The organism is Bacillus sp. E214, assembly GCF_008087365.1.
Lineage (GTDB): Bacteria > Bacillota > Bacilli > Bacillales > Pradoshiaceae > Pradoshia.
In genome coordinates this window covers 202,713-228,313 of the sequence record NZ_VENN01000001.1, presented here as the reverse complement: position 1 = coordinate 228,313, position 25,601 = coordinate 202,713, and the positions used below count along the sequence as shown (strand labels likewise).

At 37.0% G+C, this 25,601-nt stretch carries 27 protein-coding genes; 8 read left to right on the top strand and 19 right to left on the bottom strand.

Features of this window, described 5'->3' with window-relative positions:
- Window positions 1-133: 133 nt before the first annotated feature.
- Window positions 134-1,465, bottom strand: coding sequence for a PhoH family protein (locus FHY47_RS01070; protein WP_175354235.1), 1,332 nt, complete (start codon window positions 1,463-1,465; stop codon window positions 134-136).
- A 355-nt stretch (window positions 1,466-1,820) separates the two neighbouring features.
- Between FHY47_RS01070 and FHY47_RS01065 the strand changes: the two genes are divergently transcribed.
- Entirely contained in the window at window positions 1,821-2,021 is a 201-nt protein-coding gene (locus FHY47_RS01065; RefSeq protein ID WP_066100812.1) for a YlaI family protein, read from the top strand.
- 98 nt (window positions 2,022-2,119) lie between these two features.
- Here FHY47_RS01065 and FHY47_RS01060 read toward each other — a convergent pair whose 3' ends face one another.
- Genes FHY47_RS01060 through typA form a run of 3 tightly spaced genes read right to left on the bottom strand, consistent with a single transcriptional unit; the run spans window position 2,120 to window position 4,610 of the window.
- The gene (locus tag FHY47_RS01060; RefSeq protein ID WP_066100815.1) at window positions 2,120-2,407 is read right to left on the bottom strand and encodes a hypothetical protein; all 288 of its coding nucleotides are present in this window, start codon (window positions 2,405-2,407) and stop codon (window positions 2,120-2,122) included.
- 11 nt (window positions 2,408-2,418) lie between these two features.
- Window positions 2,419-2,739 carry a YlaH-like family protein gene (locus FHY47_RS01055; RefSeq protein ID WP_066100818.1) on the bottom strand — a complete coding sequence of 107 codons (321 nt, stop codon included), beginning with the start codon at window positions 2,737-2,739 and terminating at the stop codon, window positions 2,419-2,421.
- A 32-nt stretch (window positions 2,740-2,771) separates the two neighbouring features.
- Complete coding sequence (gene typA, locus FHY47_RS01050) at window positions 2,772-4,610, bottom strand: translational GTPase TypA (protein WP_066100821.1); 1,839 nt, start codon at window positions 4,608-4,610, stop codon at window positions 2,772-2,774.
- 119 nt (window positions 4,611-4,729) lie between these two features.
- Here typA and FHY47_RS18780 point away from each other — a divergent pair, with 119 nt between their 5' ends.
- Window positions 4,730-4,906 (top strand): DUF5325 family protein, encoded by a 177-nt coding sequence (locus FHY47_RS18780; protein WP_187393408.1) that lies wholly within the window; start codon window positions 4,730-4,732, stop codon window positions 4,904-4,906.
- Between the two features lie 91 nt (window positions 4,907-4,997).
- Here FHY47_RS18780 and FHY47_RS01045 read toward each other — a convergent pair whose 3' ends face one another.
- Together FHY47_RS01045 and FHY47_RS01040 are read right to left on the bottom strand one after the other, a co-directional pair.
- On the bottom strand, window positions 4,998-5,789 hold the full coding sequence (locus FHY47_RS01045; protein ID WP_066100824.1) for an inositol monophosphatase family protein: 792 nt from the start codon (window positions 5,787-5,789) through the stop codon (window positions 4,998-5,000).
- Window positions 5,790-5,941: 152 nt separating this feature from the next.
- On the bottom strand, window positions 5,942-6,139 hold the full coding sequence (locus FHY47_RS01040) for a hypothetical protein (protein ID WP_066100827.1): 198 nt from the start codon (window positions 6,137-6,139) through the stop codon (window positions 5,942-5,944).
- Between the two features lie 180 nt (window positions 6,140-6,319).
- On the opposite strand from FHY47_RS01040, the gene FHY47_RS01035 reads away from it, so the two are divergent.
- Window positions 6,320-6,937 carry a DUF1054 domain-containing protein gene (locus FHY47_RS01035; protein ID WP_139891312.1) on the top strand — a complete coding sequence of 206 codons (618 nt, stop codon included), beginning with the start codon at window positions 6,320-6,322 and terminating at the stop codon, window positions 6,935-6,937.
- A gap of 57 nt (window positions 6,938-6,994) precedes the next feature.
- Here FHY47_RS01035 and FHY47_RS01030 read toward each other — a convergent pair whose 3' ends face one another.
- The 3 genes from FHY47_RS01030 to FHY47_RS01020 form a co-directional block, all read right to left on the bottom strand.
- Window positions 6,995-7,270, bottom strand: coding sequence for a UPF0223 family protein (locus FHY47_RS01030; RefSeq protein WP_066100834.1), 276 nt, complete (start codon window positions 7,268-7,270; stop codon window positions 6,995-6,997).
- Between the two features lie 12 nt (window positions 7,271-7,282).
- The gene (locus FHY47_RS01025; RefSeq protein WP_066100837.1) at window positions 7,283-8,248 is read right to left on the bottom strand and encodes an NAD(P)H-dependent flavin oxidoreductase; all 966 of its coding nucleotides are present in this window, start codon (window positions 8,246-8,248) and stop codon (window positions 7,283-7,285) included.
- Window positions 8,249-8,510: 262 nt separating this feature from the next.
- Window positions 8,511-8,624, bottom strand: coding sequence for a GapA-binding peptide SR1P (locus FHY47_RS01020; protein ID WP_077247942.1), 114 nt, complete (start codon window positions 8,622-8,624; stop codon window positions 8,511-8,513).
- A 372-nt stretch (window positions 8,625-8,996) separates the two neighbouring features.
- Between FHY47_RS01020 and FHY47_RS01015 the strand changes: the two genes are divergently transcribed.
- Window positions 8,997-9,428, top strand: a complete 432-nt coding sequence (locus FHY47_RS01015; RefSeq protein ID WP_066100840.1) for a DUF1885 family protein — start codon at window positions 8,997-8,999, stop codon at window positions 9,426-9,428.
- 313 nt (window positions 9,429-9,741) lie between these two features.
- On the opposite strand, the gene FHY47_RS01010 is transcribed toward FHY47_RS01015, so the two are convergent.
- The 6 genes from FHY47_RS01010 to FHY47_RS00985 all read right to left on the bottom strand — a co-directional run bounded on the left by FHY47_RS01010 (window position 9,742) and on the right by FHY47_RS00985 (window position 16,790).
- Entirely contained in the window at window positions 9,742-10,569 is an 828-nt protein-coding gene (locus tag FHY47_RS01010; protein ID WP_066100842.1) for a polysaccharide deacetylase family protein, read from the bottom strand.
- Window positions 10,570-10,669: 100 nt separating this feature from the next.
- A complete protein-coding gene (lpdA, locus tag FHY47_RS01005; protein WP_066100846.1) occupies window positions 10,670-12,079 on the bottom strand; it encodes a dihydrolipoyl dehydrogenase in 1,410 nt (469 codons plus the stop codon).
- A gap of 3 nt (window positions 12,080-12,082) precedes the next feature.
- On the bottom strand, window positions 12,083-13,408 hold the full coding sequence (locus tag FHY47_RS01000) for a dihydrolipoamide acetyltransferase family protein (protein WP_066100849.1): 1,326 nt from the start codon (window positions 13,406-13,408) through the stop codon (window positions 12,083-12,085).
- Between the two features lie 85 nt (window positions 13,409-13,493).
- On the bottom strand, window positions 13,494-14,471 hold the full coding sequence (locus FHY47_RS00995) for an alpha-ketoacid dehydrogenase subunit beta (RefSeq protein ID WP_066100851.1): 978 nt from the start codon (window positions 14,469-14,471) through the stop codon (window positions 13,494-13,496).
- Window positions 14,472-14,474: 3 nt separating this feature from the next.
- Window positions 14,475-15,590: a pyruvate dehydrogenase (acetyl-transferring) E1 component subunit alpha gene (gene pdhA, locus FHY47_RS00990; protein ID WP_148629531.1), complete on the bottom strand. Its 1,116-nt coding sequence runs from the start codon at window positions 15,588-15,590 to the stop codon at window positions 14,475-14,477.
- A 534-nt stretch (window positions 15,591-16,124) separates the two neighbouring features.
- On the bottom strand, window positions 16,125-16,790 hold the full coding sequence (locus tag FHY47_RS00985; RefSeq protein ID WP_066100857.1) for a YkyA family protein: 666 nt from the start codon (window positions 16,788-16,790) through the stop codon (window positions 16,125-16,127).
- A gap of 300 nt (window positions 16,791-17,090) precedes the next feature.
- Here FHY47_RS00985 and def point away from each other — a divergent pair, with 300 nt between their 5' ends.
- Window positions 17,091-17,645, top strand: coding sequence for a peptide deformylase (def, locus tag FHY47_RS00980; RefSeq protein WP_066100859.1), 555 nt, complete (start codon window positions 17,091-17,093; stop codon window positions 17,643-17,645).
- Window positions 17,646-17,796: 151 nt separating this feature from the next.
- Here def and FHY47_RS00975 read toward each other — a convergent pair whose 3' ends face one another.
- Window positions 17,797-18,567: a Cof-type HAD-IIB family hydrolase gene (locus FHY47_RS00975; RefSeq protein WP_066100860.1), complete on the bottom strand. Its 771-nt coding sequence runs from the start codon at window positions 18,565-18,567 to the stop codon at window positions 17,797-17,799.
- 668 nt (window positions 18,568-19,235) lie between these two features.
- Here FHY47_RS00975 and FHY47_RS00970 point away from each other — a divergent pair.
- Both FHY47_RS00970 and rnjA read left to right on the top strand, forming a co-directional pair.
- The gene (locus tag FHY47_RS00970) at window positions 19,236-19,448 is read left to right on the top strand and encodes a DNA-dependent RNA polymerase subunit epsilon (protein WP_066100864.1); all 213 of its coding nucleotides are present in this window, start codon (window positions 19,236-19,238) and stop codon (window positions 19,446-19,448) included.
- Between the two features lie 3 nt (window positions 19,449-19,451).
- On the top strand, window positions 19,452-21,119 hold the full coding sequence (gene rnjA / locus FHY47_RS00965) for a ribonuclease J1 (protein WP_066100868.1): 1,668 nt from the start codon (window positions 19,452-19,454) through the stop codon (window positions 21,117-21,119).
- 40 nt (window positions 21,120-21,159) lie between these two features.
- On the opposite strand, the gene FHY47_RS00960 is transcribed toward rnjA, so the two are convergent.
- On the bottom strand, window positions 21,160-22,149 hold the full coding sequence (locus FHY47_RS00960; protein WP_066100870.1) for a cytochrome d ubiquinol oxidase subunit II: 990 nt from the start codon (window positions 22,147-22,149) through the stop codon (window positions 21,160-21,162).
- Between the two features lie 613 nt (window positions 22,150-22,762).
- Between FHY47_RS00960 and FHY47_RS00955 the strand changes: the two genes are divergently transcribed.
- A complete protein-coding gene (locus tag FHY47_RS00955; protein ID WP_066100873.1) occupies window positions 22,763-23,581 on the top strand; it encodes a mechanosensitive ion channel family protein in 819 nt (272 codons plus the stop codon).
- A gap of 42 nt (window positions 23,582-23,623) precedes the next feature.
- Here FHY47_RS00955 and FHY47_RS00950 read toward each other — a convergent pair whose 3' ends face one another.
- Window positions 23,624-24,742, bottom strand: coding sequence for an N-acetyldiaminopimelate deacetylase (locus FHY47_RS00950; protein WP_066100876.1), 1,119 nt, complete (start codon window positions 24,740-24,742; stop codon window positions 23,624-23,626).
- 72 nt (window positions 24,743-24,814) lie between these two features.
- Window positions 24,815-25,525: a 2,3,4,5-tetrahydropyridine-2,6-dicarboxylate N-acetyltransferase gene (dapD, locus tag FHY47_RS00945; RefSeq protein ID WP_066100880.1), complete on the bottom strand. Its 711-nt coding sequence runs from the start codon at window positions 25,523-25,525 to the stop codon at window positions 24,815-24,817.
- Window positions 25,526-25,601: the final 76 nt, after the last annotated feature.

Here is a 25,601-nt window from a genome sequence, read left to right as displayed (position 1 = left end):
AGAGTTCAGGAGCCGTATAGACGCTATATGGCCCCTGATAACTACAAGCTACTAATACACAAACACTCTAAATGATTTGGAGCAGGAAGTACACTGACCCATTCCTGTTAGGATAATTAGATAGAAGATTCACTCATAATAAATCTGCCGCTAATTGAGCTAATCCGGAACGTTCCCCCTTCACTAAATTCACATGGCCTGCAATGGCTTCATTCTTAAACTTTTCCAAAACATATGTCAGCCCATTGTTCCATTCATCCAAATAAGGATGATCAATTTGAGCAGGATCCCCCAGTAAAATAATCTTACTGCGCTCACCTACACGTGTCAGTATGGTTTTCACTTCATGTTTGGTAAGGTTCTGAGCTTCATCCATGATAATAAAGCTATCCGGTAAGCTGCGTCCTCTTATATATGTTAAGGCCTCCACCTCAATAGAATTTATACCAGCTAAAATAGAGTCCAATTCACCTGGCTTTTTTGTGTTAAATAAAAATTCAAGATTATCATAGATTGGCTGCATCCATGGACGCAGTTTTTCTTCTTTTTCACCAGGCAGGAAACCCAAATCTTTCCCCATTGGTACAATTGGCCTTGCTACAAGTAATTTATTATACTCCCCCAAATCCTCTGTTTGAAGCAAACCTGATGCGAGTGCTAAAAGTGTTTTCCCTGTACCTGCTTTTCCAGTTAATGTAACTAACTGGATATCACTTCTTAATAATAATTCGATTGCCATATGCTGCTGCACATTTCGCGGCTTTATACCCCAAACATGCTCCTGATTATATCGAAGCTTTTTTATTCTTTTTTCATGTCCGCTAATAATTCCTAAAGCAGAAAGCGAAGTTATTTCTGTGCATTTCATAATGACAAATTGATTTAAATGAATCCCCTCTGCTACATCAGCAGGAGCTGCTATCTCTCCCTTGGAATAGAATTCATTTATATCAGCTCGCGAAACAAATATCTCGATAAAGCCGGCGTACATCTGATCCTCATGGATAACTCGATCACTCAAAAAATCCTCTGCTAAAAGTCCCAGTACATCCGCTTTTACCCGCATTAGAATATCTTTACTTACTAATATTACGCTCCGCCCATTTTCTTTTGCCTGTTCTTCCAGCGATAAATTTTTGGCAATTGCCAATATACGATTATCATTTGTTTTTTCTGCAAAGTATTCTGCGACATTGTGGGGTGAGCGATGATTCATCTCTATTTTTAACACCCCACCATTCGACAATGGGATTTTATGATGAAGCTTACCTTTTGTACGCAGCTGATCAATAAGTCTTGAAACATAGCGGGCGTTTTTCCCTACTTCGTCCAAGTTTCGTTTTTTTGAATCCAGTTCCTCCAATACTACTGCCGGGATGATGACCTCGTTATCCTGGAATGAAAAAATAGACATTGGATCCTGCAATAATACATTCGTATCTAGAACATAAATTTTGCTCAAAATATATCCTCCTGTGTCATAATTTCATTACCTATCCAGAGCTTTACAACACGCTGATGACTTATTGAAATACAACATTTAATAAGCAAGAGTTGCATTTTTCACGTTTAATCAAAATAAGCCGGATGGAATTTTGTTTTTAATAGCTGGACAAATCTGATGCTCAAATATATGTATTTACATACAAAAATAGAAGAAAATAACCCATTTCCTTTAAATTGTTTTATTCTTAAAGTTTGATAAAAATTTTAATCATTCATCTTATCCGTTTCAAATAACCAGACCATTCCATAACCATGTATGGAAAATCCTTATATGGTATAATGACTTTACATGCAATAGATTGGGGTGTCCTGTAATGCGAGTTAAATGTGTAATCTGTGATAAAATCGAATCAATTGATGATGAAACGTTAATGGCTAAACGACTTAGAAATCGTCCAATTCATACATATATGTGTCAGGAATGCAATAAACGTATCGAAGAACGAACAATTGCACGAAAAAGCACTGGAAATTTCAGATTATATCGGGCGGCTAAAGAAGAGGACACGTGGTAAACTACATATACCTGAAAGAAATCGGGCTGTTTTACCTGTAATCTTCAAATAAAAACAAAAAAACAGAGAAGAATGAGATACTCATCTTCTCTGTTTTTTTATGATGGATAATTACGGTAATGATCCGGATTCTGGAGTATTTGATTGAGCATAACCTCAATCATATCCTCCGGAAACCTGAATTCATTTACAGACTCTTCATTTTTATAGGTGACGATATACCAACCGCCACTTTTTTTATAGTGATAGTCTGATATACCAAACTTCTCCTGCAAGGTATTTTCGAACCAGAGGACTGTTTCATTTGCTGCGGTATCTTCAGGTCGATAATCAATGACAACTTTTATCGTTAACCAATTATAGATCGCATCCTGAACAGAGTTCATTCGCTCACTCCTTATTCCGCATTTACCTCGTTTTTCATTTCCTTACGGAGTCTATATTTATAAATTCCCAGAAAAGCAGCAGCCACTACCAGTACTTCTGCTACAGGCAAGAATAGTGCCAAAAAGGTCAAAAAGCTGCATCCAAAGGCCATAATGGCATAGACTACTATGCTTTTTCCAAGACTTAATTTTCTAGCAAACCCCAGTTTATACACTATTCCGCAAAGTACTACAATCGTCAAATATAGAGCCCACACCCCTATTTGTGAATATTGTGGATCTCCTATTCGATACAAGTCTGCAAAGAACGGCAGGTTATTTGTAATATCCACTTTAAAACGCTCCCTCTCCCCAAAGGTAAAAGTTATTCAGCGAATTTCTTTTTCTTAGCTGCTTTTTCACGTTCGTTTTTATCCAAAATCTTTTTACGTAAACGAATTGATTCTGGTGTTACTTCGCAGTATTCATCATCATTTAAATATTCCAATGCTTCTTCAAGTGACATGATTCTAGGTTTTTTCATAGTAACTGTATTATCTTTTGTAGCGGAACGAACGTTTGTTTGTTGTTTAGCACGAACAATATTGACAGTTAAGTCATTTTCACGATTATGTTCCCCAACAATCATACCTTCATAAATTTCAGTACCTGGCTCTACAAAGATAACGCCGCGGTCTTCAATTTGAATGATACCGTATTGAGTAGCTTTACCTGTCTCAATGGATACAAGAACACCTTGTCTTCTTCCTCCAACCTGACCTGCCTGCATAGGTTGATAAGAATCGAATGTATGGTTCAAAATACCATAACCACGAGTTAATGTTAAGAATTCAGTTGTATACCCGATCAATCCACGGGAAGGAACGTTAAACACTAGACGTACTTGTCCGCTTCCGTTATTGACCATATCCAGCATTTCGCCTTTTCTTTCCCCTAATGATTCCATGATTGCACCTGTGTATTCCTCAGGAATATCAACTTGTACGCGTTCCACAGGTTCACATTTAACACCATCAATAACACGGATGATTACTTCAGGCTTAGACACTTGAAGTTCATATCCTTCACGGCGCATATTTTCGATAAGAATGGATAAGTGTAACTCTCCGCGTCCGGAAACAATCCAGGCATCCGGAGAATCAGTAGGATCCACACGTAAACTTACATCTGTTTGGAGCTGGCTCATTAAACGCTCCTCGATTTTACGTGATGTTACCCATTTACCTTCTCTGCCGGCGAATGGACTGTTGTTTACTACAAATGTCATTTGTAATGTAGGCTCGTCTATACGCAGAACTGGAAGCGGCTCCTGAACATCTACTGGGCAAACTGTTTCCCCAACGTTAATGTCTTCCATACCGCTGACAGCAATCAAATCACCCGGTAAGGCTTCTTCTACTTCCACACGTTTCAATCCTTGGAAGCCGAATATTTTAGTTACACGGAAATTTTTCGCAGTTCCATCAAGTTTCATTAAGGATACTTGTTGTCCAACTTTCATTGTGCCACGGAAAACACGGCCAATTCCTATTCTTCCTAAATAATCACTATAATCCAGCAAAGCAACCTGGAATTGCAGCGGTTCTTCACGATTGTCAACAGGTGATGGAATATTTTCTACGATTGATTCAAATAAACACTCCATATTTTCTTCTTGATCAGCCACATCAGGGCTTAAAGAAGCGGTACCGTTAATTGCTGATGCATAAACAACTGGGAATTCCAATTGTTCTTCAGTAGCACCCAATTCAATAAACAAATCAATAACTTCATCAATTACTTCCTCAGGGCGAGCAAAGTCACGGTCAATTTTGTTAACAACAACGATTGGCGTAAGTTTTTGTTCTAATGCTTTTTTTAGTACAAAACGGGTTTGCGGCATACAACCCTCATACGCATCAACGATTAAGAGAACACCGTCTACCATTTTCATGATACGTTCTACTTCTCCGCCGAAGTCTGCGTGTCCCGGTGTATCCAATATGTTAATACGTGTATCTTTATAGTTAACGGCAGTATTTTTCGCTAAAATTGTAATACCGCGCTCTCTTTCAAGATCATTGGAATCCATTGCTCTTTCAGCAACTTGTTCATTAGAACGGAATGTACCTGCTTGTTTTAACAATTGGTCGACCAAAGTTGTTTTACCATGGTCAACGTGAGCGATAATCGCTATATTTTTGACGTCATTTCTGTATTGCAAACTATTTCAACTCCCAGATTTTATGCTTATCGAAACCAACCTTGTCATTATAACATACTGAAACTAGAAAGCTGCTATCGTATTGTGTACAATGAATATGAAGATTGGGGTGATTACATATGAATATTAACTTTATATTTATGCTGCTAGCAGTTCTCGCTATGACAAGCTTATGCGGAATTGCTATATCCATCGCTGAAGGAAGTGTAGTGGCCATTGTCCTATGCCTGTTAGCTTTTATCGGCATTATGGGAAGCGGCTTTACACTAAAAAAGCGTTGGAGAGAAAAACTTTAGACTATTCTTTTAACTAAATAATTTTACCGCAATATCATATTTTAAGCAATAAAAAAGCATCAGTACTGATGCTTTTTCTCTTTTATAGCCATCAGGATGATAAATACTGCTCAAGAATCACTCCATGTAAAGCTGGCGATGACACTAGGAATGAGCTCTTCTTTAGATAATGAATCGGGTTACCTTGCAGATCAGTCACTTTTCCACCCAATTCTTCAATAATCACGGCTCCCCCCGCAAAATCCCATGGCGCCAATCTCATCGATATATAAGCGTTCATTCTCCCAGTAGCAACATAGGCAATTTCAAGGGCAGCAGATCCATAGGACCTGGTCCCTCTTATATCTTTGACAAGTCTGCCCGTCAGATTCTTATCAATTTTTTTATTGTCCGTCAGCCAAATTGGATTTAAACCTATAATAGATTCGGGAAGTGGAACTTCCTTTATCTTAGGAATCTCGCTATCATTGAGAAAAGCTCCTTTTCCCTTTATACAGTGATACAGTTCATCATGGACAACATCATATATTAGCCCAATCTTTCCAATACCATTTTCTATTATACCTATTGATATCGCAAAATTTCTTTGCTGGTGCACAAAATTCATTGTTCCGTCTATAGGATCGATAATCCAAACTACTCCATCCAGTGACTGCAAATCATGGCCAGAACCTTCTTCACCGAGAATATGATGAGTAGGAAATTGTTCAGATATTTTTTCTTTAAAGAATTGCTCTATTTCCATATCCATATTAGTGACTAAATCATTTACATTTGATTTTGTGTTAATATCTAAAATTGATTCAAATGAGTTAATAATCTTTACCCCTGCTTCTTTAATCCATTGAACCGCCATCTCGTGAATGTTGGACCATTCCGCCATTTTTCCCACCTCAATTAAAATCTTTTCTATAGTATGTATATTAATTCCAGTTTAATTCGAATGACATTAAATAACAAGAAAAGACGAACATCATGAACGAGAACATGCAGTTCGTCTTAATCAATCAAAAAATCATATAATAATATCCACTATTAAAGTGCTTTTAAGCGCAGAAGTTCTTTTCTTATTCTTTCAAGTTTTTGTTTTGAACAATTTTTTTGTTTTTCATCATCCTGCTGAATAGCTTCATATAAGGTAGCCAATTCATAATCCAGTTCCATCCGGAGAACTACTTTTCTATGTTTCTCGACTTCTTGAGCTTTCAGTTTGTGATTAACTACCTGTTTCATAAAAATCCTCTCCTTGCATTTATTTTAAGAAAATTCAGAAATTTAATTGTACTTTGTACTATAGTATGTTCTTTCTGGATTATTGCAACCAAAATAGACAAGCGCCTAGTTACATATGCATAATATTATTTGGCCTCTCTATTCTTATGCTAAAATAAGAGAGAATAGGAGGTAATATATATGGTTATAAAAGGTTTCACAAATGAAGACTTTAATGTATTTACAATAGATGGTCTCGACCAACGAATGGATGCAATCAAAACCTTAATACGTCCCAAATTTGAAACATTAAGTCAGATTTTCACAGAGGAATTATCTGTTTTAACACAAGATCCAATGTATCCCCATATTGCAAAGCATGCTCGTCGTACGATTAACCCGCCGAATGATACATGGGTATCTTTTTCATCCAATCCACGCGGTTACAAAATGCAGCCACATTTTCAAATCGGTCTGTGGGAAACCCATTTATTTATTTGGTATGCAATTATTTATGAAGCCAAAGACAAAGCGCAAAAGGGACAACGTTTGGCTAGCCAAACTGAATCGATAAAAAATCTTATCCCATCTGATTACGTGTGGTCTATTGATCACATGAAGCCGGAAGTTATTCCTCACAGTACATTATCAACCGATGGCTTAAACGATATGTTTAATCGTTTACAAACAGTCAAAAAAGCTGAATTATTATGCGGCTATCAAATTCCACGCGAGGAAGCTGTTCAGCTTTCCGGTGATCAATTAGTTGAAATTATTCATGATGTATTTGTACATTTAATACCCCTGTACAATGTCTAATAAACTCGAAAAAGACATTAACCCCCATTAGCACTATGCCAAGGGGGTTAATGTCTTTTATCGGCTTAATTTTATAAATCCTTCATTAGCACTGTTTTTTGCTCGCTTAATTGCTTGATAGGCAGAGTAGCCACTCACTTCTTCAAACTCATTGCACAATTTCTTTTCCTCAGATTTAGAAGGAACAATTCGCTTAAACTCATTGTAAAGGTTCATTAACTGTTCCCTTTCTATCCCGTTCTCATAAGCTTTCTCGATTCCTTGAAAAAAAGATATAACCTTTACGATCTCATCAGTAGACCATTCATAATCAATCGGATATTGATAATCCATATGTACCACCTCTTATGTTGTAATTGCTTTCCAGCGTTCTCTTATAGCTGCTGCTTCCGCTAGCATTCTACTGAACAATTGCTCTACTGTTGGCTCATCCTTAATTATACCAACAACTTGACCAGCCCAACCAAAACCAGCTTCTGAATCTCCATTATATATAAATGCTTTGTTTCTTACACCACTAATATAATCTTTTAAATCCTCATATGTACAATTATTATCCTCCATTCCAAGGATAATATCCGTAAGCGGATTATGAATGGCACGTCCTGGAGCACCTAAGCTCTTTTTAATCACTACCGTATCCTTTTCAGAGCTATCTATGATTGCTTGCTTATAAGCGGCATGAGCATGTATACATTCTTTCGTAGTAATGAATCGTGTACCCATTTCTATACCTTCAGCACCCAGGGCCAGCGCTGCCATTAAACCTCTTCCATCTCCAATACCTCCAGCAGCAATAACAGGAATGGAGACATGATCAACTGTCTGAGGCACCAGGACCATTGTACTCAACTCATCTCTTCCTATATGGCCTCCACCTTCATAGCCAACCACCATAACTGCGTCTGCTCCAAGTTCTTCAGCTTTCATAGCATGCCTTACCCCTGCAGTCAATACGAGTGTTTTTACTCCAGTACCCTTAAACATCTCTAAAAATTCTTTCGGGTTTCCCCCTGTAACAGAAACAACTTCTACTCCTTTGGAGAGTACCACTTGTACAAATTCTTCATAAGGTTTACCGTGGTTACCAATAGCAAAATTAACTCCGAATGGGGAAGAAGTCATAGAACGTACCTTATCAATTTCACTAGCTAAATCCTCAGGACTGCTCAATGACATAGCTGTAATTTGACCAAGTCCACCAGCGTTTGAAACGGCGGCAGCCAATTCAGCATAGGCTAGATAAGCCAGCCCCCCTTGAATTATTGGCAGCTCTATGCCAAGCAACTCTGTTACACGCGTTTTCCACATAAAACACCCTCCTTTGTCGTTAGGATTGCTTTTACACAATGGCAATATATGATTCGCTTCTTAATTGAAAAGTGAAACCAATCATTTGTGTATCATTAATTTATCATATAAAGAATAAGTAAAGAATACACCGTGTTCTTGCGAGTAAATAAAAAAGACAACCCCTGGAAAATTGAAGGTTGTCATCGCTAATGTTAACTTTTTATAGTTTTCAAGATTAAATGATTATAGTTTTTGAAATGAACCGGTTTTGGTCTAGTGACTATTCTTGTTCACAACTGTGGCAATCAGTGCATGTTGCATACAATACTGTTACTTTTTCGTCTTCAAAATGATCGATTGTATTGTTGCATCCTGTACATACGATTGTACCCATTCATTTCATCTCCTTTTCTAAATGTAAACGCCTTCCAAGAAAGCGTTTTAATTCCATAAATCAATAATAGTATAACTCATTGAATATTTCAAGCCCAAATTGTATAACACATTAAAATATTTTTCGTTAAATTGTGTATAATATATTATTAATATGACAATTAGACACTCTTATCCTGCAAATGTATCAGTAAGTGTAATATCAATATTTAAACAGTTAAATTGGCTATTATTCTAATGATTTTATCCATGAATTCCTTCATTAATGAAATTAAATACACTTAACCAAGAAAAGCGTTTTCATTATCACCCTTGTTATCCATTTTCAGGTAATGATAAACTAATTAAAATAAATTAATTCAGGGAGGTTCCTATGACTTTATCAACGTTTATAAAAATGAAGGGATCCATAAAAGATGACATAACTATTGAGGACATTAAACAATTGATCAATCAGTATAGACAATCAATCTCGCATACTTCCGAACAATTAGCATGGGATTATAGTAAAACTGCATTTCCTTATGTTTTGAAAGTAACAGACGAAGGGAAACATAATTGGTTTTATTTATACTCAGAGGAAAAGGACTATCACATGATAGCCATTGGAGTGGATTATGAATATATACAAACCCCTGATGAAAATAAACAAAGAGTCCCTTATATCCAAATCAGTCTATCTCAACACTCTACAATTGGTGATAAATCGAAGGCTAATGAGTTTGCTAAATTTTTATCAAAGAAATTAAAAGGGGAACTTCATTTATTTAACGGGAGAATCATCCATTTTAATCTAAAAAAGTAGAGCCATACTTTATACTTTAAATTGGTTTATTTAGAGGGCTTATAACCTATATGTACCTAATAGTGATGATCAAGCTACTGGTTGAATAGCTATCTAGAAAGTCGTCAAATCATGAATCATCTACCGAGCAAGGACAGATCTAGTTTTGCCAACACATATTAACTCAATCCGGAGGTTTCCCCTTAAGCAGGCGCTAACCATACCAAAGGATTTCTGTACAAACATATTACCCACCCATCCACTCTTCAACTAGTTACTTAAAAATAGTATTGAAAAAGGCAGCCTAATTACTGAGGCTGCCAGAACTCTTCCATTAAAAAGATTTTATTTCACGAGGATTTATCACCCTATAACCCTTTGCACGTAATCCTTCAACTAATTCTGGCATTGCATCATTAGTCCATTTACGGTCATGCATAAGCAGGTTTGCTCCCGGATACAATTCTTTGCTAGTAAGCATAACTTTCACTAAAGCGTCCTTATCTTGGTACTGTTTTTCCCAATCGTATCCTATTGTCCAATTCATTAACTGCATTTTTTCTTCTTTGGCTATTTGTTTTGAGAACTCTGTGTTTTGCCCATATGGAGCTCTAAAAAATCTGGGCCTTTCACCGGTTATAGTTTCCACCATATCATTCACTTTAATAATTTCTTCTTTTTGCGCCTCTTCATCCAATTCTGGCAGGACGGCATGGCTATATGTATGGTTACCGATTTCAAATCCCATATCATAGATTTGTTTCAATATCTTTTTTTGCGCATCCGATTCCAAAAAATGTCCGTTAACGAAAAATATAGCAGAGGCATTCATTTCTTTTAATTTTTTTGCCATTGCTAAACTATATCGATCCGGTGCATCATCGATGGTTAATAGAGCTACTTTCTTTTCACCATCTTCTATAGGCTCAATTTTCCAATTTGTTAGATTGACCTGATAGTTTTGTGAAATCTCCTCTATCGGCTTCGCTGCTGTTTCTTTAGGTACCTCTTTGTTAATTTCAGCTTTATTAGGCTTTGTTCCCTGATTTGATTGTGTCTGTTCTACACTTTTATTAGGTGTATCTTCTTTCGCCTTCTCTTCTTCTCCGCAACCAGATAGCAACAGAACCATAGATGTAAGCAAAGCTATAGCATATCTCATGAAATTCCACCTTTCGACAACCTTATCCTATATTTTACCACTTTACCGACAAAATAAAACACCCCTGTCCAAAAAGGATAGGGGTGTAAAAAATAATTAATTATTTAATAATGTGGATTGGGCTTCCCATCGCAACTTCTGCTGCTTCCATTGTGATTTCTCCCAATGTAGGGTGAGCATGAATAGTCATAGCGATGTCTTCAGCAGTCATTCCTGCTTCAATTGCAAGGCCTAGCTCTGCAATCATATCAGAAGCACCAGGTCCAGCAATTTGAGAACCGATTACTAATCCGTCTTCTTTACGTGTAATTAACTTCATAAATCCTTCTGCAGAATTTAATGCTAAAGCACGTCCGTTTGCTGCAAATGGGAATTTAGCAGCAACGATATCTAAACCTTCTTCTTTTGCTTGTTGTTCAGTATAACCAACTGTTGCAAGTTCCGGTTCGGAGAATACAACTGCAGGAATACCTAGATAATCAATCTCAGCTGCATGTCCTGAAATAACTTCAGCAGCGATTTTACCTTCATAAGAAGCCTTATGAGCTAATTGAGGGCCAGAGATGATATCACCAATCGCAAAAATATTACTTACAGATGTACGGCATTGCTTATCTGTTTTAATGAAGCCTCTTTCATCTAGTTCAATACCGACTTGTTCTAAACCAATTTCATCAGTATTAGGTTTTCTTCCAACTGTTACCAATAGATATTCAGCTTCAACTTTTTTCTCTTCGCCTTTTTCTTCGTAAGTAACAATTACACCATTTTCAGTTTCTTCCACGCCTTTAGCTTTAACTTTAGTGAAGATATCTACATCTTTCTTCTTCAAGTTACGTTTAACGATAGAAGACATTGGTTTTTCGAAAGCAGCCAAGATTTCGTCCATACCTTCTAGAATGGTTACTTTAGTACCAAAGTTAGCATATACAGAACCAAGCTCAACTCCAATTACTCCACCGCCGATAATAGCCATGCTTGCAGGGATATGATCAAGGTTTAAAGCACCAGTGGAATGAATGACACGATCAGAATATTTAAATGTCGGTAATTCAATCGGTCTAGAACCTGTTGCGATAATAGCGTTTTTAAATGTATATGTTTGAGCGCTATTTTCAGTCATAACACGGATGTTATTAGCGTCTACAAAGTAAGCTTCACCTTTAACGATGTCTACTTTGTTACCTTTAAGTAATCCGCCAACACCACTTGTTAATTTTTCTACTACAGTACCTTTCCAGGCTTGAACTTTAGAGAAGTCCACTTTTACGTTTTCAGCAGTGATACCAAGATCTTCAGAATGTTTGGCATCATGATAACGGTGACCTGCAGTAATTAAGGCTTTGGATGGAATACATCCAACGTTCAAACATACGCCACCAAGGTCTCCTTTTTCAACGATTGTTACTTTTTGTCCAAGTTGCGCAGCACGGATTGCAGCCACGTAACCTCCTGGACCAGAACCGATTACTATAGTATCTGTTTCAATTGGAAAATCTCCAACTACCATGTCTTATCCCTCCATCAATAATAATTCTGGGTCATTTAATAAACGTTTAATGTGATTTAATGCATTTTGACCAGTAGCTCCATCAATCATACGGTGGTCAAAGCTTAAAGATAATGATAATACAGGAGCAGCTACAATTTCACCATCACGAACGATTGGTTTTTCTGCAATACGTCCGATTCCAAGAATCGCAACTTCTGGGTGGTTAATAACTGGTGTGAACCATTGTCCACCGGCAGAACCGATATTTGAAATTGTGCAAGAAGCACCCTTCATTTCATTAGGAGCTAATTTACCATCACGAGCTTTTCCGGCAAGTGTGTTGATTTCATTAGAGATAGCAAACATAGATTTACGATCTGCATCTTTAACTACAGGTACAAGAAGTCCTTTTTCAGTATCAGCTGCAATACCGATATTGTAATAGTGTTTATGGATAATTTCTTGTGTAGCATCATCAAGAGATGTATTTAATGCTGGGTACTCTCTTAATGCACTTGTTAAAGCTTTAACAACGTAAGGAAGGAATGTTAGCTTAATTCCTTTTTCAGCTGCAACTTCTTTGAATTTCTTTCTGTGAGCAACCAATTTAGTCACATCTACTTCGTCCATCAATGTAACGTGTGGAGCTGTATGTTTAGAGTTAACCATCGCTTTAGAAATAGCTTTACGAATTCCACTCATTTTTTCACGAGTTTCAGGATATTCTCCTGCAGGAATAGCCGCTGCAGCTGGTTTAGAATCTTCTTTGGCAGCAGGAGCTTCTTGTACAGGCGCACTTTCTTGTCCACCATTCATAAATGCTTGGATATCTTCTTTTAATACACGGCCATTTTTGCCTGTGCCTTTAACCTTGTGAATATCCACACCGTTTTCTCTAGCAAATTTTCTAACAGATGGCATTGCGATTACACGGTCACTTGCAGTTTCTTCTGCTTGTGGCTGTGAACCTGCACCAGTTGGAGTATCAGAGTTTGCTGGAGCTGCTGCTTCTTTCTTAAGGTCTTGTCCGCTTTCTAAAGTAGATTGAACTTGAGCTTCAGTTTTTTCTTCACCGTGCTCATCACCTTTAAATTGTACATCTTCATAACCTGGTGCATCAAAAGTTACAAGTACATCACCAACTACTGCTACAGTACCTTCTTCAACTAATACTTCTTGAACAGTACCTTCTACTGGAGATGGAATTTCAACAACAGATTTGTCATTTTGCACTTCACACAGTACGTCATCTTCCTGTACTTTATCACCTGGTTTAATAAACCATTTTACTATTTCACCTTCATGTATACCTTCGCCGATATCCGGGAGTTTAAATTTAAAAGCCATGGCTTTTCTTCCTCCTCTTTCTTTTCAGTTTTTAAAGTTATGGTTGTGTTAGTCAGGAAATGCCACGAAAGCATCTCCTGTTATGTTAAAATTCTAAAACTTTTTTTGCAGTTTCAAGTACATCTTTATGATTTGGCAACCATATAGGCTCAGCTTGAGAGAATGCAAATACTGTATCAGGAGCAGTTACACGCAATACTGGTGCTTCCAGGCTTAGAATGGCACGGTCGTTGATTTCAGCAACAACTTGAGCAGCAATACCTGCTTGTTTTTGTGCTTCTTGTACAACAATTGCGCGTCCAGTTTTCTCAACAGATGCAATAATTGTATCAATATCAAGCGGGCTAATTGTTCTTAAATCGATTACTTCTGCAGATACACCTTCTTTTTCAAGTTGCTCTGCAGCTTTAAGTGATTCCTGAACCATTGCGCCATAAGTAATAATAGAAAGATCAGTACCTTCACGTTTCACATCAGCTTTACCTAATGGAATTGTATATTCCCCTTCAGGTACTTCTTGACGGAAAGAACGGTATAATTTCATGTGTTCTAAGAAGATTACCGGATCGTTATCACGGATAGCAGAGATTAACAAACCTTTTGCATCATAAGGTGTAGATGGAATAACCACTTTTACACCTGGTGTTTGAGCCATTAAACCTTCAAGGCTATCTGCATGCATCTCAGGTGTATGTACACCACCACCAAATGGTGAACGGATTGTAATTGGTGAAGTATAAGTACCACCGGAGCGATATCTCATACGAGCCATTTGACCAGCAATAGAGTCCATAACTTCGAATACGAAGCCGAAGAATTGGATTTCAGGAACAGGACGGAATCCTTGCAATCCAAGTCCAATTGCCAATCCACCAATACCAGATTCAGCTAAAGGGGTATCAAAGATGCGGTCTTCTCCAAACTCCTTTTGTAATCCTTCAGTAGCACGGAAGACACCACCGTTTACTCCTACGTCCTCACCAAAAACGAGAACTTTAGGATCATTACGCATTTCAGTACGTAATGCATCAGTGATGGCTTGAATCATCGTCATTTGGGCCATGGCTTATTTCGACTCCTTTTCTTTGTAAATTTCATATTGTTCTTCTAGGTTGTATGGAAGCTCTTCATACATATTCATAATTAAATCAGTTACTTTTTGTTTTGGAGTATTATCCGCTTCTTTAATAGCAACTTTGATATCTTCTTTTGCTTGTTCAATTACTTCATTTTCTTTCTCTTCGCTCCATAGTCCTTTTCCTTCTAGGAATTTACGGAAACGAACAAGTGGATCTTTTTTCTCCCACTCGTTATCAAGGTCAGCTGTACGGTAACGTGTTGGATCATCACCAGCCATTGTATGTGGACCATAACGATAAGTTAAAGTTTCAATTAAAGTAGGACCTTCTCCATTAATTGCTCTTTCGCGTGCCTCTTTAACTGCAGTGTAAACAGCTAATGGATCCATACCGTCTACCTGAATACCTGGGATACCGGCAGCCATTGCTTTTTGAGCGATTGTTTTAGCAGCTGATTGTTTTTCAACCGGTGTAGAAATCGCAAAACGGTTATTTTGAACGATAAAGATTGCAGGAGCTTTAAATGCACCAGCAAAGTTGATTCCCTCGTAGAAATCACCTTGGGAAGCACCGCCGTCACCTGTATATGTGATTGCAACAGATTTCGCTCCATTTTTCTTCATACCAAGAGCTACACCTGCACATTGGATATATTGTGCACCAATGATGATTTGCGGAGAAATCACATTAACGTCTGCAGGAATTTGATTTCCAGCAAAATGGCCACGAGAGAACAAGAAGGCTTGAGTCAATGGAAGACCATGCCAAATCATTTGTGGTACATCTCGGTAACCAGGTAAAATGAAATCTTCTTTTTCCAAAGCAAATTGAGATGCCAATTGTGAAGCTTCTTGTCCAGCTGTTGGAGCATAAAAACCAAGACGACCTTGTCTATTCAAAGAGATAGAGCGTTGATCAAGAATACGAGTGTAAACCATTCTTCTCATTAATTCTTGAAGCTGTTCATCGCTTAAATCAGGCATAGCTGATTTATTTACGACTTCTCCCTCTTCATTTAAAATTTGCAACGTCTTGAACTGGTCGCTAACGCTTTCCAACTGCTTCTCTGCCTCAATAAGGACTTTCTGTTGTTTAGAAGCCATAGGATTCACATCTTCCTTTCTATAAATGGTTAAATATCCATCTTTAAATTATCATAATGCCAGTTTTCCACACCTAAACCATTAGATAACTGTATTAGTTTCCTCTTGATAAAAAGTAGTACAACTGTATCAATGGTTAAAGTTTACACGATTTAAATAATTGCCGTCAACTTATATGATTCGAGTATGTAAACATTTTCACAAACTTTCTTTAACGACAAACTGTTATACATTAATATTTTTTTATACTAATACAGAATGTGGAAAAAGCGCTTACAAAGATGAACTTTCTGTATTTATAATCCCCTAAACTAAAGTAATATGGGCAAAATAACTAACCTTATTAAACATGCAATACTAAATGTATAAAACCTAATAACCATTTTTAAATTATAATAAAAATAATCATACTCGATACTGGTCAAAAATCAATTAGGTTTTACTACTTAACAAAACATACCAAAACTTATCGAATTGATTATCGACAACCTGGAATTTCTATAAAAAAAAGCCATCACTCCTGATGGCTTTTTCTTATTCTGTATCAACATCTAGTTTTGCCCTTTTATAGAAAGCAATCTTTTGTTCATTATATTCATTCGTTAAGTCATTAAATTTTTTGTTTGAGTTCATCAGTGAATTATACGTTTCATTGATTTTCTCAATTTGTTCTTGTAAATCTTCTTTGGTCACATCCTCTTTTTTAAAGAGTGTGTATAACTCATTCTCCTGTGTAAGACTCTTTGTATAATGTTTATACAGTTCATCATACTCATCATATCTTTTCGTCATTGTATCCTTTAATTCATTCGCTTCTGCTTTTAAGGATGAGTCTTCAAGATCGTTTATATGACCATTTAAATCCTTAAATTGTTCCTTAGCTTTATCGATAGCTTCTTTTTCCTTCTTCATTAACGCTTGTCTTTCTTCTATTCCTTTAATAGCATCATTTGATAATGATTGTATTTCTTCTATTTCCTTCATACCCAATTGTATAATCTTTCCATACAGTTCATTATCTTCTTCCTCCAGCTTTTGAAGCGGCTCTTGTTGTTTTTGGAAGTCTTCCTCCAATGCAGCCACTTCCTCCAGAGTATCATAAATTTTCTCTTCTGGACTGCTATTGTTTAGACATCCTGTTAATGCAAGGATTACTACTAACATACCTGTAAGTGTAATAATTTTTTTGTATTTTTCCATGATTAGCACTCCTATCTATCCCTACTTTACTATAACGAAATGGAAATATTTTGACAACAAATAACATATATAATAGGAGTAATACCCCCGAAATTACTTAGTAATCTAAATATAAGGTAATATATTGTAGTATGATTGCTATTGATTAATTCCTAAACTTAAAATACGCTACTACGTAAAGATAAGTAAGGCGTACAGACCCCTTATATGTTTGTTAAGATTACAGAAGTCATAATTAACTTTTTATGCAAGGTTTGATAGACTATAGAGTATAAATGGACAGTTTTATGAGGTGAAATAATGATTACAATGCAAGATATTATCAGAGAAGGGCATCCCACTCTACGAAAAAGAGCGGGGGAAGTACAAATTCCGCCTTCCAAAGAAGACCAAGAGATTCTCAAAAGCTTAATGGAATATGTACAAAACAGCCAGGATCCAGTAAAAGCAGAAAAATACGGTCTACGTCCTGGGGTTGGGCTGGCAGCTCCTCAAATTAATATTTCAAAACGAATGATTGCCATTCACGCTACAGACGATAAAAATAAGCTCCATAGCTATTCTCTCTTTAATCCAAAAATTATTAGCCATTCTGTTCAGAAGGCTTATTTAAGTACCGGAGAAGGCTGTTTATCAGTAGATCGTGCCATACCAGGCTATGTTCCCCGTTACAATAAAGTAAAAGTACAAGCTTATACGCTTGAGGGGGAAGAGATTACTTTAAGATTAAGCGGCATGATGGCCATTATTATTCAGCATGAAATTGATCATTTAAATGGAGTCATGTTCTATGATCATATAAATCCTAAAGATCCATTTGCCCATTTAGACAATGCGGTAGCCATTGAAAAATAAAAACCGGTGATTAATCACCGGCTGTGACTGTAGACATTTTCCCTATTTAGGTTGGTCTACAGTCTTTTTTTGTTCACTTATTTATAGAAACTATGTGGCTAAACCGCTCTGCCCTATTTTATGACTAGTCAGTTGCTGATTACTAACAAATTTATATAAGCTTTAATTCCTTTAATCCGTAATAAATCCCATCTGAATCTACGCTTTTTGTAATAAAGTCCGCTTCTTTCTTTAACAGCGGTACACCATTTCCCATGACCACACCCGTACCTGCTGCCTTAATCATTTCAAGATCATTTAATCCATCACCAAATGCATAAATTTCATCCATAGAGAATCCCTTGCGCTCAATCACATACTCAATTCCTTTAGCTTTTGACCCTCCATTTGGTACTACATCCATTGCATATGGATGCCAGCGTATGAATTGCAGATCCGAATAGTTTCCTTCATAAAGAGACGTATGATGTTCCTCACAAAATAAAAGAGCTTGGTAAATTTCATGATTTTTATAAAAGTCTCCCTTTTCCTCGGGATGTGGAAAATGAAGAGATCCCATACTCTCTTCTATAAAGGGATCATGTGTAACGTTGGCTTTCATTGTTTTCTCATTCATATAGATCATGGAGTGACCATTCGCCTTTGCTTCTCTCGTTAATTTTTCTAATTGTGATTGAGATAGAGGGTTTTTATAAATCATCTCATGCTCAAAAACAACATATTGACCATTAAAGCTGACAAAAGAGTCGATTTCCAGTTCATGAATAAGATGGCTGAACATAAAAGGTGCCCTACCTGTCGCTATTGCAACGTATGTCCCATTTTTTCTAAGTAAATGGATTGCTTCCTTAGTGGATTCCGGTAATTTCTTTTCAGAATTTAGAAGTGTCCCATCAATGTCAAAAAATACAATTTTACCCATAAACATTTCCTCCCAGATGCGCAATACTATATATAACGTATTATTGTCTACAATCATACTATCATAATAAATAGTAAACCTCTGCATGAGGAATCTCATACAACAGGAAAACAGCTATGATTAGTTATCTTGACTCTTCAGGAAAAATAGTAACGGTTAAAGATATTAGTTATACTTAGATTATGAATCAGACGCGATTGTAAATAAATTACAATATAAGCTTTTGAATCCAAGCATATACTATTTATGAGTGGGACGATAAATTTATTTTTACGTTTAGGTACTTATATCCCTCAAGCATATTTACCAAACGCTTAATTACCATTAAAATAATAGATAAAGGAGATGGTCAGCCATGTTAAAAAAGCTCAGAAAAAAGCTTCTCAAACAATGGAAAGACCTGATGGGCAGGAAATCAATTGCATAATTTTTTGAAAAGCCCTTCAAATATCCTTGCGGAGGGCTTATTCTATACGGTAAAGTAGATAACAGTCCTTAAAGAAAATTGTTTAAACATGCAAATGTTAGGAAATTTTCTTATAATAGAGATGATGAACTGTTTAGACCGACAGTCTAAGATGAATATCAATAGATAAGGTGGCCTGGTTGTTGCTCCTTGCCACCTCTTTATTTATAAATTTTACAAGAGTAAGTTAGGAGAGATTTACATGATTTTTAAAGTTTTTTTTCAGGAGAACGCAGCTGAGACACCCGTTCGCGAAAATACTAAATCTATTTACGTTGAAGGGGAATCGGAAAGAGATGTCCGCCAAAAGTTAAAAAGCCTTCCATACAATATTGAATTTGTTCAAGTTCTTAAAGATGAATATTTGGAATTTGAAAAACAGAATCCAGATTTCCATATTACGGAGACCAAATAATATATGAAATTTGTCAAGAACGACCAAACAGCTGTTTTCGCCCTCGGAGGGCTAGGCGAAATCGGCAAAAACACATATGGCGTTCAATTCCAGGATGAAATTATTCTAATTGACGCCGGAATAAAGTTTCCGGAAGATGAATTACTTGGCATTGATTATGTCATACCGGATTATTCCTATATCGTAAAAAACGCGGACAAGATTAAAGGTTTGTTTATTACTCATGGTCATGAGGATCATATTGGCGGGATACCTTATTTACTAAAGCAAGTGAATATTCCACTTTATGGAGGCAAATTGGCACTTGGATTAGTAAAGAAGAAATTAGAAGAACACGGTTTACTAAGACAAGCCATTATCCATGAAATTAAAGAGGACGATGTGATCAAGTTCCGGAAAACATCTGTTACTTTCTATCGTACCACTCACAGTATCCCGGATGCATACGGCATTGTGGTTAAAACACCACAGGGCAATATTGTACATACCGGTGATTTCAAGTTCGATTTTACTCCGGTTGGAGAACCTGCCAATTTAACTAAAATGGCTGAAATTGGTAAAGAAGGTGTTCTATGCCTTCTCTCAGACAGTACAAATAGTGAAATCCCTAATTTCACTATGTCTGAGCGTAAAGTTGGCGAAAGTATACATGATATATTCCGAAAAGTAGAAGGACGCATTATTTTCGCAACCTTTGCTTCGAATATTCATCGCCTGCAGCAAGTTACAGAAGCAGCTGTACAAAACAACAGGAAAGTAGCCGTTTTTGGTCGCAGTATGGAAAATGCCATCGAAATTGGACTTCAACTTGGTTATATTACCGCACCAAAAGAAACATTTATTGATACTCAGCAATTAAATAGATTACCGGCAAACGAAGTAACGATTCTTTGTACTGGTTCACAGGGTGAACCGATGGCTGCCTTATCTAGAATTGCAAACGGTACTCACAGACAAATCCAGATTAATCCTGGTGATACAGTTGTATTCTCATCATCACCAATACCAGGTAATACGGTTAGTGTATCACGCACCATTAATATGTTATTCCGTGCTGGAGCCGATGTCATTCATGGTCCTTTAAGTAATATTCATACATCTGGCCATGGTGGACAGGAAGAACAAAAATTAATGCTCAGATTGATGAAGCCTAAGTTCTTTATGCCAATCCATGGAGAATACCGCATGCAGCGAACACATGTACAAACAGCTGTGGATTGCGGTGTCTTGGAGGAAAATTGCTTTATCATGGACAACGGTGAAGTGCTGGCACTTACTCAGGATAGTGCTACCGTTGCTGGCAAGGTACCTTCCGGCAATGTCTATATTGATGGAAGCGGGATCGGGGACATTGGAAATATCGTCCTTCGCGACCGTCGTATTCTTTCAGAAGAAGGTCTTGTGATAGTTGTTGTCAGCATCAATATGAAAGAGTTCAAAATTGCTGCTGGGCCGGATATCATTTCTCGCGGGTTCGTCTATATGCGTGAATCAGGAGATCTGATTAACGATGCTCAAAACCTAATCACTCAGCATTTAAATAAAATCATGGCACGTAAGACTACACAATGGTCTGAAATTAAAAATCAAGTTACAGACACACTCGGACCTTTCTTATACGAAAGAACCAAAAGACGTCCGATGATTCTGCCTATTATCATGGAAGTATAAAAAGCACAAACGCGAGTACCTTAACAGGTACTCGCGTTTTTCATTTTGTTCGGAATAACATTTTATTGATCAATAGAGTAAATGGAGTCAGAAGCAATAATCCGATTACCAATAAGCATCCTAATGTTAACCATAAGTGGCTCCCATTAAACGAGTCCAATGTAATGAACGGATCAAGTATAAAAGGCAAATGTGAAATACCATATCCGTAGAAAGCAAACAAAAACTGAAGTAATACAAATATAAATGCTAAACCATGTCTTTTATTTCGAATGATTAAGTATAGGGCAGCCATAAAGCTAATTAAAGAAAGCGCAAATAACCACCAAATCTCCAGAGCATTTTGAAAATGACGCAAATTATGTCCCCTTAATGAAATAGTCGCTAAAGCAACTGCAATGATCGTAGGAACACTCCAAAAAAGAGCATAGCCTCGCACAGTCATACTTGCCTCCTTATCATTAGACTTTTCCTTATAATAGAGCAAGAATACGGCGCTTATAAACAATACACTTACAATTGTCAGAAACACGACACTCCAGGAATAAGGACTGAGGAACAATTTTTTTACCAGGAGAAACACTCGTTCTCCTTCTTTTTTTATAAAACCTCCCTCAGATATCGTAAGCCCAATGGATAAAGAGGCAGGAATAAGGATCCCAGTCGAAACATAAACGAACAAAAATGACCAGCTTGTTTTGTTCCCTTTTTTATACAAAAAATGTGCCATAAATCTGATGACTACCAGTAATAAAACGACCAGCCCTGGTAGAACCAATGCTCTGCCAAAATAATTAAATGTATCCGGAAAAAATCCAATTAATCCTGCCACAAAAAATATAAAGAAAATAATCGTAATATGCCAGAGTCGTGGATCATAATGACCTGTCGATTTAGGAATTCCCACCTGCTTACCTTTAAAACGACCATAATATGTAAAAAAACCAACCCCAAACTCAATGGAAGCAATTATGACATATACATAAAGGAAGGACCATAATACCGTTATTGTCAGCAGTTCAAAATTCAAGGTTACGACGCCTCCTTTTTAGTTTTATAAAGTGATTATTACCTATCCATACTATTTACCGGAAAGAGAGAACCGCTCTTCATTCTTCACATGTTTCTTGAATGTCCCACGGAACTATTAATCACCGATTGATTTCCAATCAACGAACCCTCTTTTCGCCTAAAATTCCAATATATATCCAAAATAAATATCACATATGCAAATAATACATAATCCGGTTAAATGTTTACAGTATTTTCAACCAAACTTTTTGGGAAAATAGTAAAAGTGGCTATGAACACACCAGTAACATAACTCAAGGGTCAATATTTAAAATGTGTAGAAATTGATAAAAGCAAGCTTTATTATCTATAACTTTATCATTGTATCAGTTTATGTTGAATAATGATTATGTCTTTTCAAACATTTTACCTTTCACTTGGCAAATCATTCAACTTCCTTTATGGTATATCTATATTATTCTATTATGATAGTAAAAGGCTGCATACATTTTCCTTCAAGATGAAGGTTATAGTATACCAAAAAAATTGTATCTATCATAATTGAATACTTCCGTTTATATCAATAAAGAAGTTGTTAGGAAAGGATTGGTTTAATGGAGAATTCGTTCATAATGGGTTTTAAATTTTCAGATCTCAAGTGGGAAACCTGGCTTTTCGATATTGGAATTTGGGTTCTAAAAATCTTTTTATTTTATTTAATCTATAAAGTAATACGCACGTTTACTTTTAAAATCATTGAAAAGATTTTCTCGCGCATGCAGGCCAAAGAGAATCTTTCTGAGAACCGTACGAAAACATTGGAATCCTTAACGAAAAACGCTTTTGGGTACGTCTTTATATTTATCTTAATAGTCACCATCCTGGAAATGTTAGGAATCAACGTTAGTGCGATTCTAGCCGGTGCCGGAATCGTTGGTTTAGCGGTCGGCTTTGGGGCCCAGGGATTAGTGAGTGATGTAGTAACCGGCTTCTTTATCCTGCTCGAAAAACAGATTGATGTTGGGGATGAAGTGACAATAGGAGTTATTAAAGGCGTTGTAGAAGTAGTCGGACTTAAAACAATCCAAATAAGAGGTTATGACGGAAGCCTCCACTATATTCCCAATCGACAAATTGCCATACTAAGCAATCATTCACGTGGAGCTATGAGAGCTATGGTGGAAATTAAACTTAAAGCAGAAGATAATTTGGAGGAAATCACAAAATCAATTAAAGAAATATGCCATACAATGGCCGAAAAAGATGAAGATATCCTAATGGGACCCGAGATTCTTGGCATCCAGGATATGGGTACAGCTGATTATACAATTCAAATTGTAGCCCGAACAACAAATGGACAGCAATACCATGTTGAACGTCAGCTGCGCTCTAGGATTAAAATAGCCATCGATCAAATAAGGCTTCAATACGCTGCTGAAGGAACAGAATAATATAGAGAACCCGGCTGCTATCTCTTTAGCCGGGTTCTCTTTTTATATTGATTTCATTCGAATATAATCTGTTATAACCGATACAGCAAAGGGTAGTGCCTTTTCATCAGGATTTAATTTAGCATGGTGCAATCCATACGATGACTGAACACCAAGCCAGAACATAAAGCCTGGAATCTCCTTAATCATGTATCCAAAGTCCTCACCCGTCATTGCTTCCTTGCAATTGACGAATGTCGTATCCTGCCGCTGATACAGAAATTTCATAAACTCTTCTGTTAGATTAGATTCGTTATATACTTGATAGTAGGAAGAACCAAAATCAACATTAATCTTACAATCAAGAGCCACTTCCATTCCTTTTGCCATTTCCAGTATTCGATTCCGGATCAATAGCATAGAATCCTCAGATAGCGTCCGAATCGTCCCTTCTATCCGCGCATTTTCAGCAATACTATTTTGGACAGTCCCTCCTGTTATTTTCCCAATTGTAACAACAGCCGAATCAAGTGGATTAATATTTCTTGCTACAATAGTCTGAAGCTGAGTAACAAATTGACAGGATGCAATCACCATATCATTCGTCAGATGCGGATAAGCAGCATGTCCACCAACCCCTTTAAAATCTATAAAGATCTCCGAGGTATTAGCAAAGAGTAAACCTGTTTTGGTAGCGATTGTTCCTACCGGATATTCCGGAGCTATATGCAATCCAAAAATCAAATCAGGTCTCCACTTAGAAAACTGCTCAGCAGCAATCATCTCCTCTGCTCCTCCAGGGCCCTCTTCTGCGGGCTGGAACATAAATAATACATGGTCATTGATTGGATTTTCCACTAAATCTGTTAATACACCAAGGGCGATGGTCATATGAAAATCATGGCCGCATGCATGCATATAATCTGCATGCTCGGATTTAAAGGGAAGCTCCGTTTCTTCTCGAATCGGCAAACCATCAATGTCAGCACGGTAGCCTATGGTTTTCTCAGGAGATAGCCCTTTTACTCGAACAAAAATTCCTGTTCTCCATTTTTCCCATTCTATACGATCCTGAGGAAGATTTCTTATGTAATCTATCAAATATTGTTGCGTCTTAAATTCCTTATAACCAGGTTCAGGGATCCTATGCAAATCTCTTCTTATAGAAATTAACTTTTCCAAATTGCAGCTCACCTCATCTCCAATTTAAAAACAGGCGCGGAAATCATCATCTCCACGCCCCTTCCATTTTTATTATAGCTGACGAAGCTCATCCTTAATTTCAATTTTGGATTTAGTCTTTTCATCAATTGTTTTAATTACTTTAGCCGGAACTCCAGCAACTACTGTATGAGCAGGAACATCTTCTACTACAATTGCTCCAGCCGCTACTACAGCTCCCTCTCCTACTCTGACGCCTTCTAAAATAACCGCATTAGCACCAACAAGTACATTATCTTCGATTACAACAGGATTGGCAGATGGAGGCTCTATTACGCCAGCCAACACTGCTCCTGCTCCAATATGGCAATTTTCACCGACAGTTGCACGTCCGCCAAGCACGGCATTCATATCAATCATAGTCTTATCCCCGATGCTTGCACCAATATTAATGGACGCTCCCATCATAATCACCGCATTATTTCCAATATGAACCTGATCACGGATAATCGCCCCCGGCTCAATACGTGCATTAATCCCTTTTAAATCCAGCATTGGAATTGCGGAATTTCGACAATCATTTTCAATAACATAATCTTCTATTTTCGCCTTGTTTTCCTCTAATGTTGGTTGAATATCAGACCATTCTCCAAAAATCACCCCTGTGTTACCGGTAATAAATGTTTTAACCTCAGGATTAAATACCAGCTCACTGATTTCTCCCTTTATGTATACTTTAACCGGCGTTTTTTTCACACTGTTTCCGATAAAGGATATAATTTCATTTGCATCCATCATTTTCATAGTATATTTCTCTCCCCTAAATAATTTTCTATTACTTTATCAAACAAGAGTAGGAAAAACAAGAATAGAGATTTCA

What these genes read in the sequence shown, in the direction of transcription:
- FHY47_RS01065 (WP_066100812.1), top strand. Translation starts at nt 1,821, where the DNA reads ATGCGAGTTAAATGTGTAATCTGTGATAAAATCGAATCAATTGATGAT.
- FHY47_RS01060 (WP_066100815.1), bottom strand. Translation starts at nt 2,407, where the DNA reads ATGAACTCTGTTCAGGATGCGATCTATAATTGGTTAACGATAAAAGTT.
- FHY47_RS18780 (WP_187393408.1), top strand. Translation starts at nt 4,730, where the DNA reads ATGAATATTAACTTTATATTTATGCTGCTAGCAGTTCTCGCTATGACA.
- FHY47_RS01045 (WP_066100824.1), bottom strand. Translation starts at nt 5,789, where the DNA reads ATGGCGGAATGGTCCAACATTCACGAGATGGCGGTTCAATGGATTAAA.
- FHY47_RS01040 (WP_066100827.1), bottom strand. Translation starts at nt 6,139, where the DNA reads ATGAAACAGGTAGTTAATCACAAACTGAAAGCTCAAGAAGTCGAGAAA.
- FHY47_RS01035 (WP_139891312.1), top strand. Translation starts at nt 6,320, where the DNA reads ATGGTTATAAAAGGTTTCACAAATGAAGACTTTAATGTATTTACAATA.
- FHY47_RS01030 (WP_066100834.1), bottom strand. Translation starts at nt 7,270, where the DNA reads ATGGATTATCAATATCCGATTGATTATGAATGGTCTACTGATGAGATC.
- FHY47_RS01025 (WP_066100837.1), bottom strand. Translation starts at nt 8,248, where the DNA reads ATGTGGAAAACGCGTGTAACAGAGTTGCTTGGCATAGAGCTGCCAATA.
- FHY47_RS01020 (WP_077247942.1), bottom strand. Translation starts at nt 8,624, where the DNA reads ATGGGTACAATCGTATGTACAGGATGCAACAATACAATCGATCATTTT.
- FHY47_RS01015 (WP_066100840.1), top strand. Translation starts at nt 8,997, where the DNA reads ATGACTTTATCAACGTTTATAAAAATGAAGGGATCCATAAAAGATGAC.
- FHY47_RS01010 (WP_066100842.1), bottom strand. Translation starts at nt 10,569, where the DNA reads ATGAGATATGCTATAGCTTTGCTTACATCTATGGTTCTGTTGCTATCT.
- lpdA (WP_066100846.1), bottom strand. Translation starts at nt 12,079, where the DNA reads ATGGTAGTTGGAGATTTTCCAATTGAAACAGATACTATAGTAATCGGT.
- FHY47_RS01000 (WP_066100849.1), bottom strand. Translation starts at nt 13,408, where the DNA reads ATGGCTTTTAAATTTAAACTCCCGGATATCGGCGAAGGTATACATGAA.
- FHY47_RS00995 (WP_066100851.1), bottom strand. Translation starts at nt 14,471, where the DNA reads ATGGCCCAAATGACGATGATTCAAGCCATCACTGATGCATTACGTACT.
- pdhA (WP_148629531.1), bottom strand. Translation starts at nt 15,590, where the DNA reads ATGGCTTCTAAACAACAGAAAGTCCTTATTGAGGCAGAGAAGCAGTTG.
- FHY47_RS00985 (WP_066100857.1), bottom strand. Translation starts at nt 16,790, where the DNA reads ATGGAAAAATACAAAAAAATTATTACACTTACAGGTATGTTAGTAGTA.
- def (WP_066100859.1), top strand. Translation starts at nt 17,091, where the DNA reads ATGATTACAATGCAAGATATTATCAGAGAAGGGCATCCCACTCTACGA.
- FHY47_RS00975 (WP_066100860.1), bottom strand. Translation starts at nt 18,567, where the DNA reads ATGGGTAAAATTGTATTTTTTGACATTGATGGGACACTTCTAAATTCT.
- FHY47_RS00970 (WP_066100864.1), top strand. Translation starts at nt 19,236, where the DNA reads ATGATTTTTAAAGTTTTTTTTCAGGAGAACGCAGCTGAGACACCCGTT.
- rnjA (WP_066100868.1), top strand. Translation starts at nt 19,452, where the DNA reads ATGAAATTTGTCAAGAACGACCAAACAGCTGTTTTCGCCCTCGGAGGG.
- FHY47_RS00955 (WP_066100873.1), top strand. Translation starts at nt 22,763, where the DNA reads ATGGGTTTTAAATTTTCAGATCTCAAGTGGGAAACCTGGCTTTTCGAT.
- dapD (WP_066100880.1), bottom strand. Translation starts at nt 25,525, where the DNA reads ATGAAAATGATGGATGCAAATGAAATTATATCCTTTATCGGAAACAGT.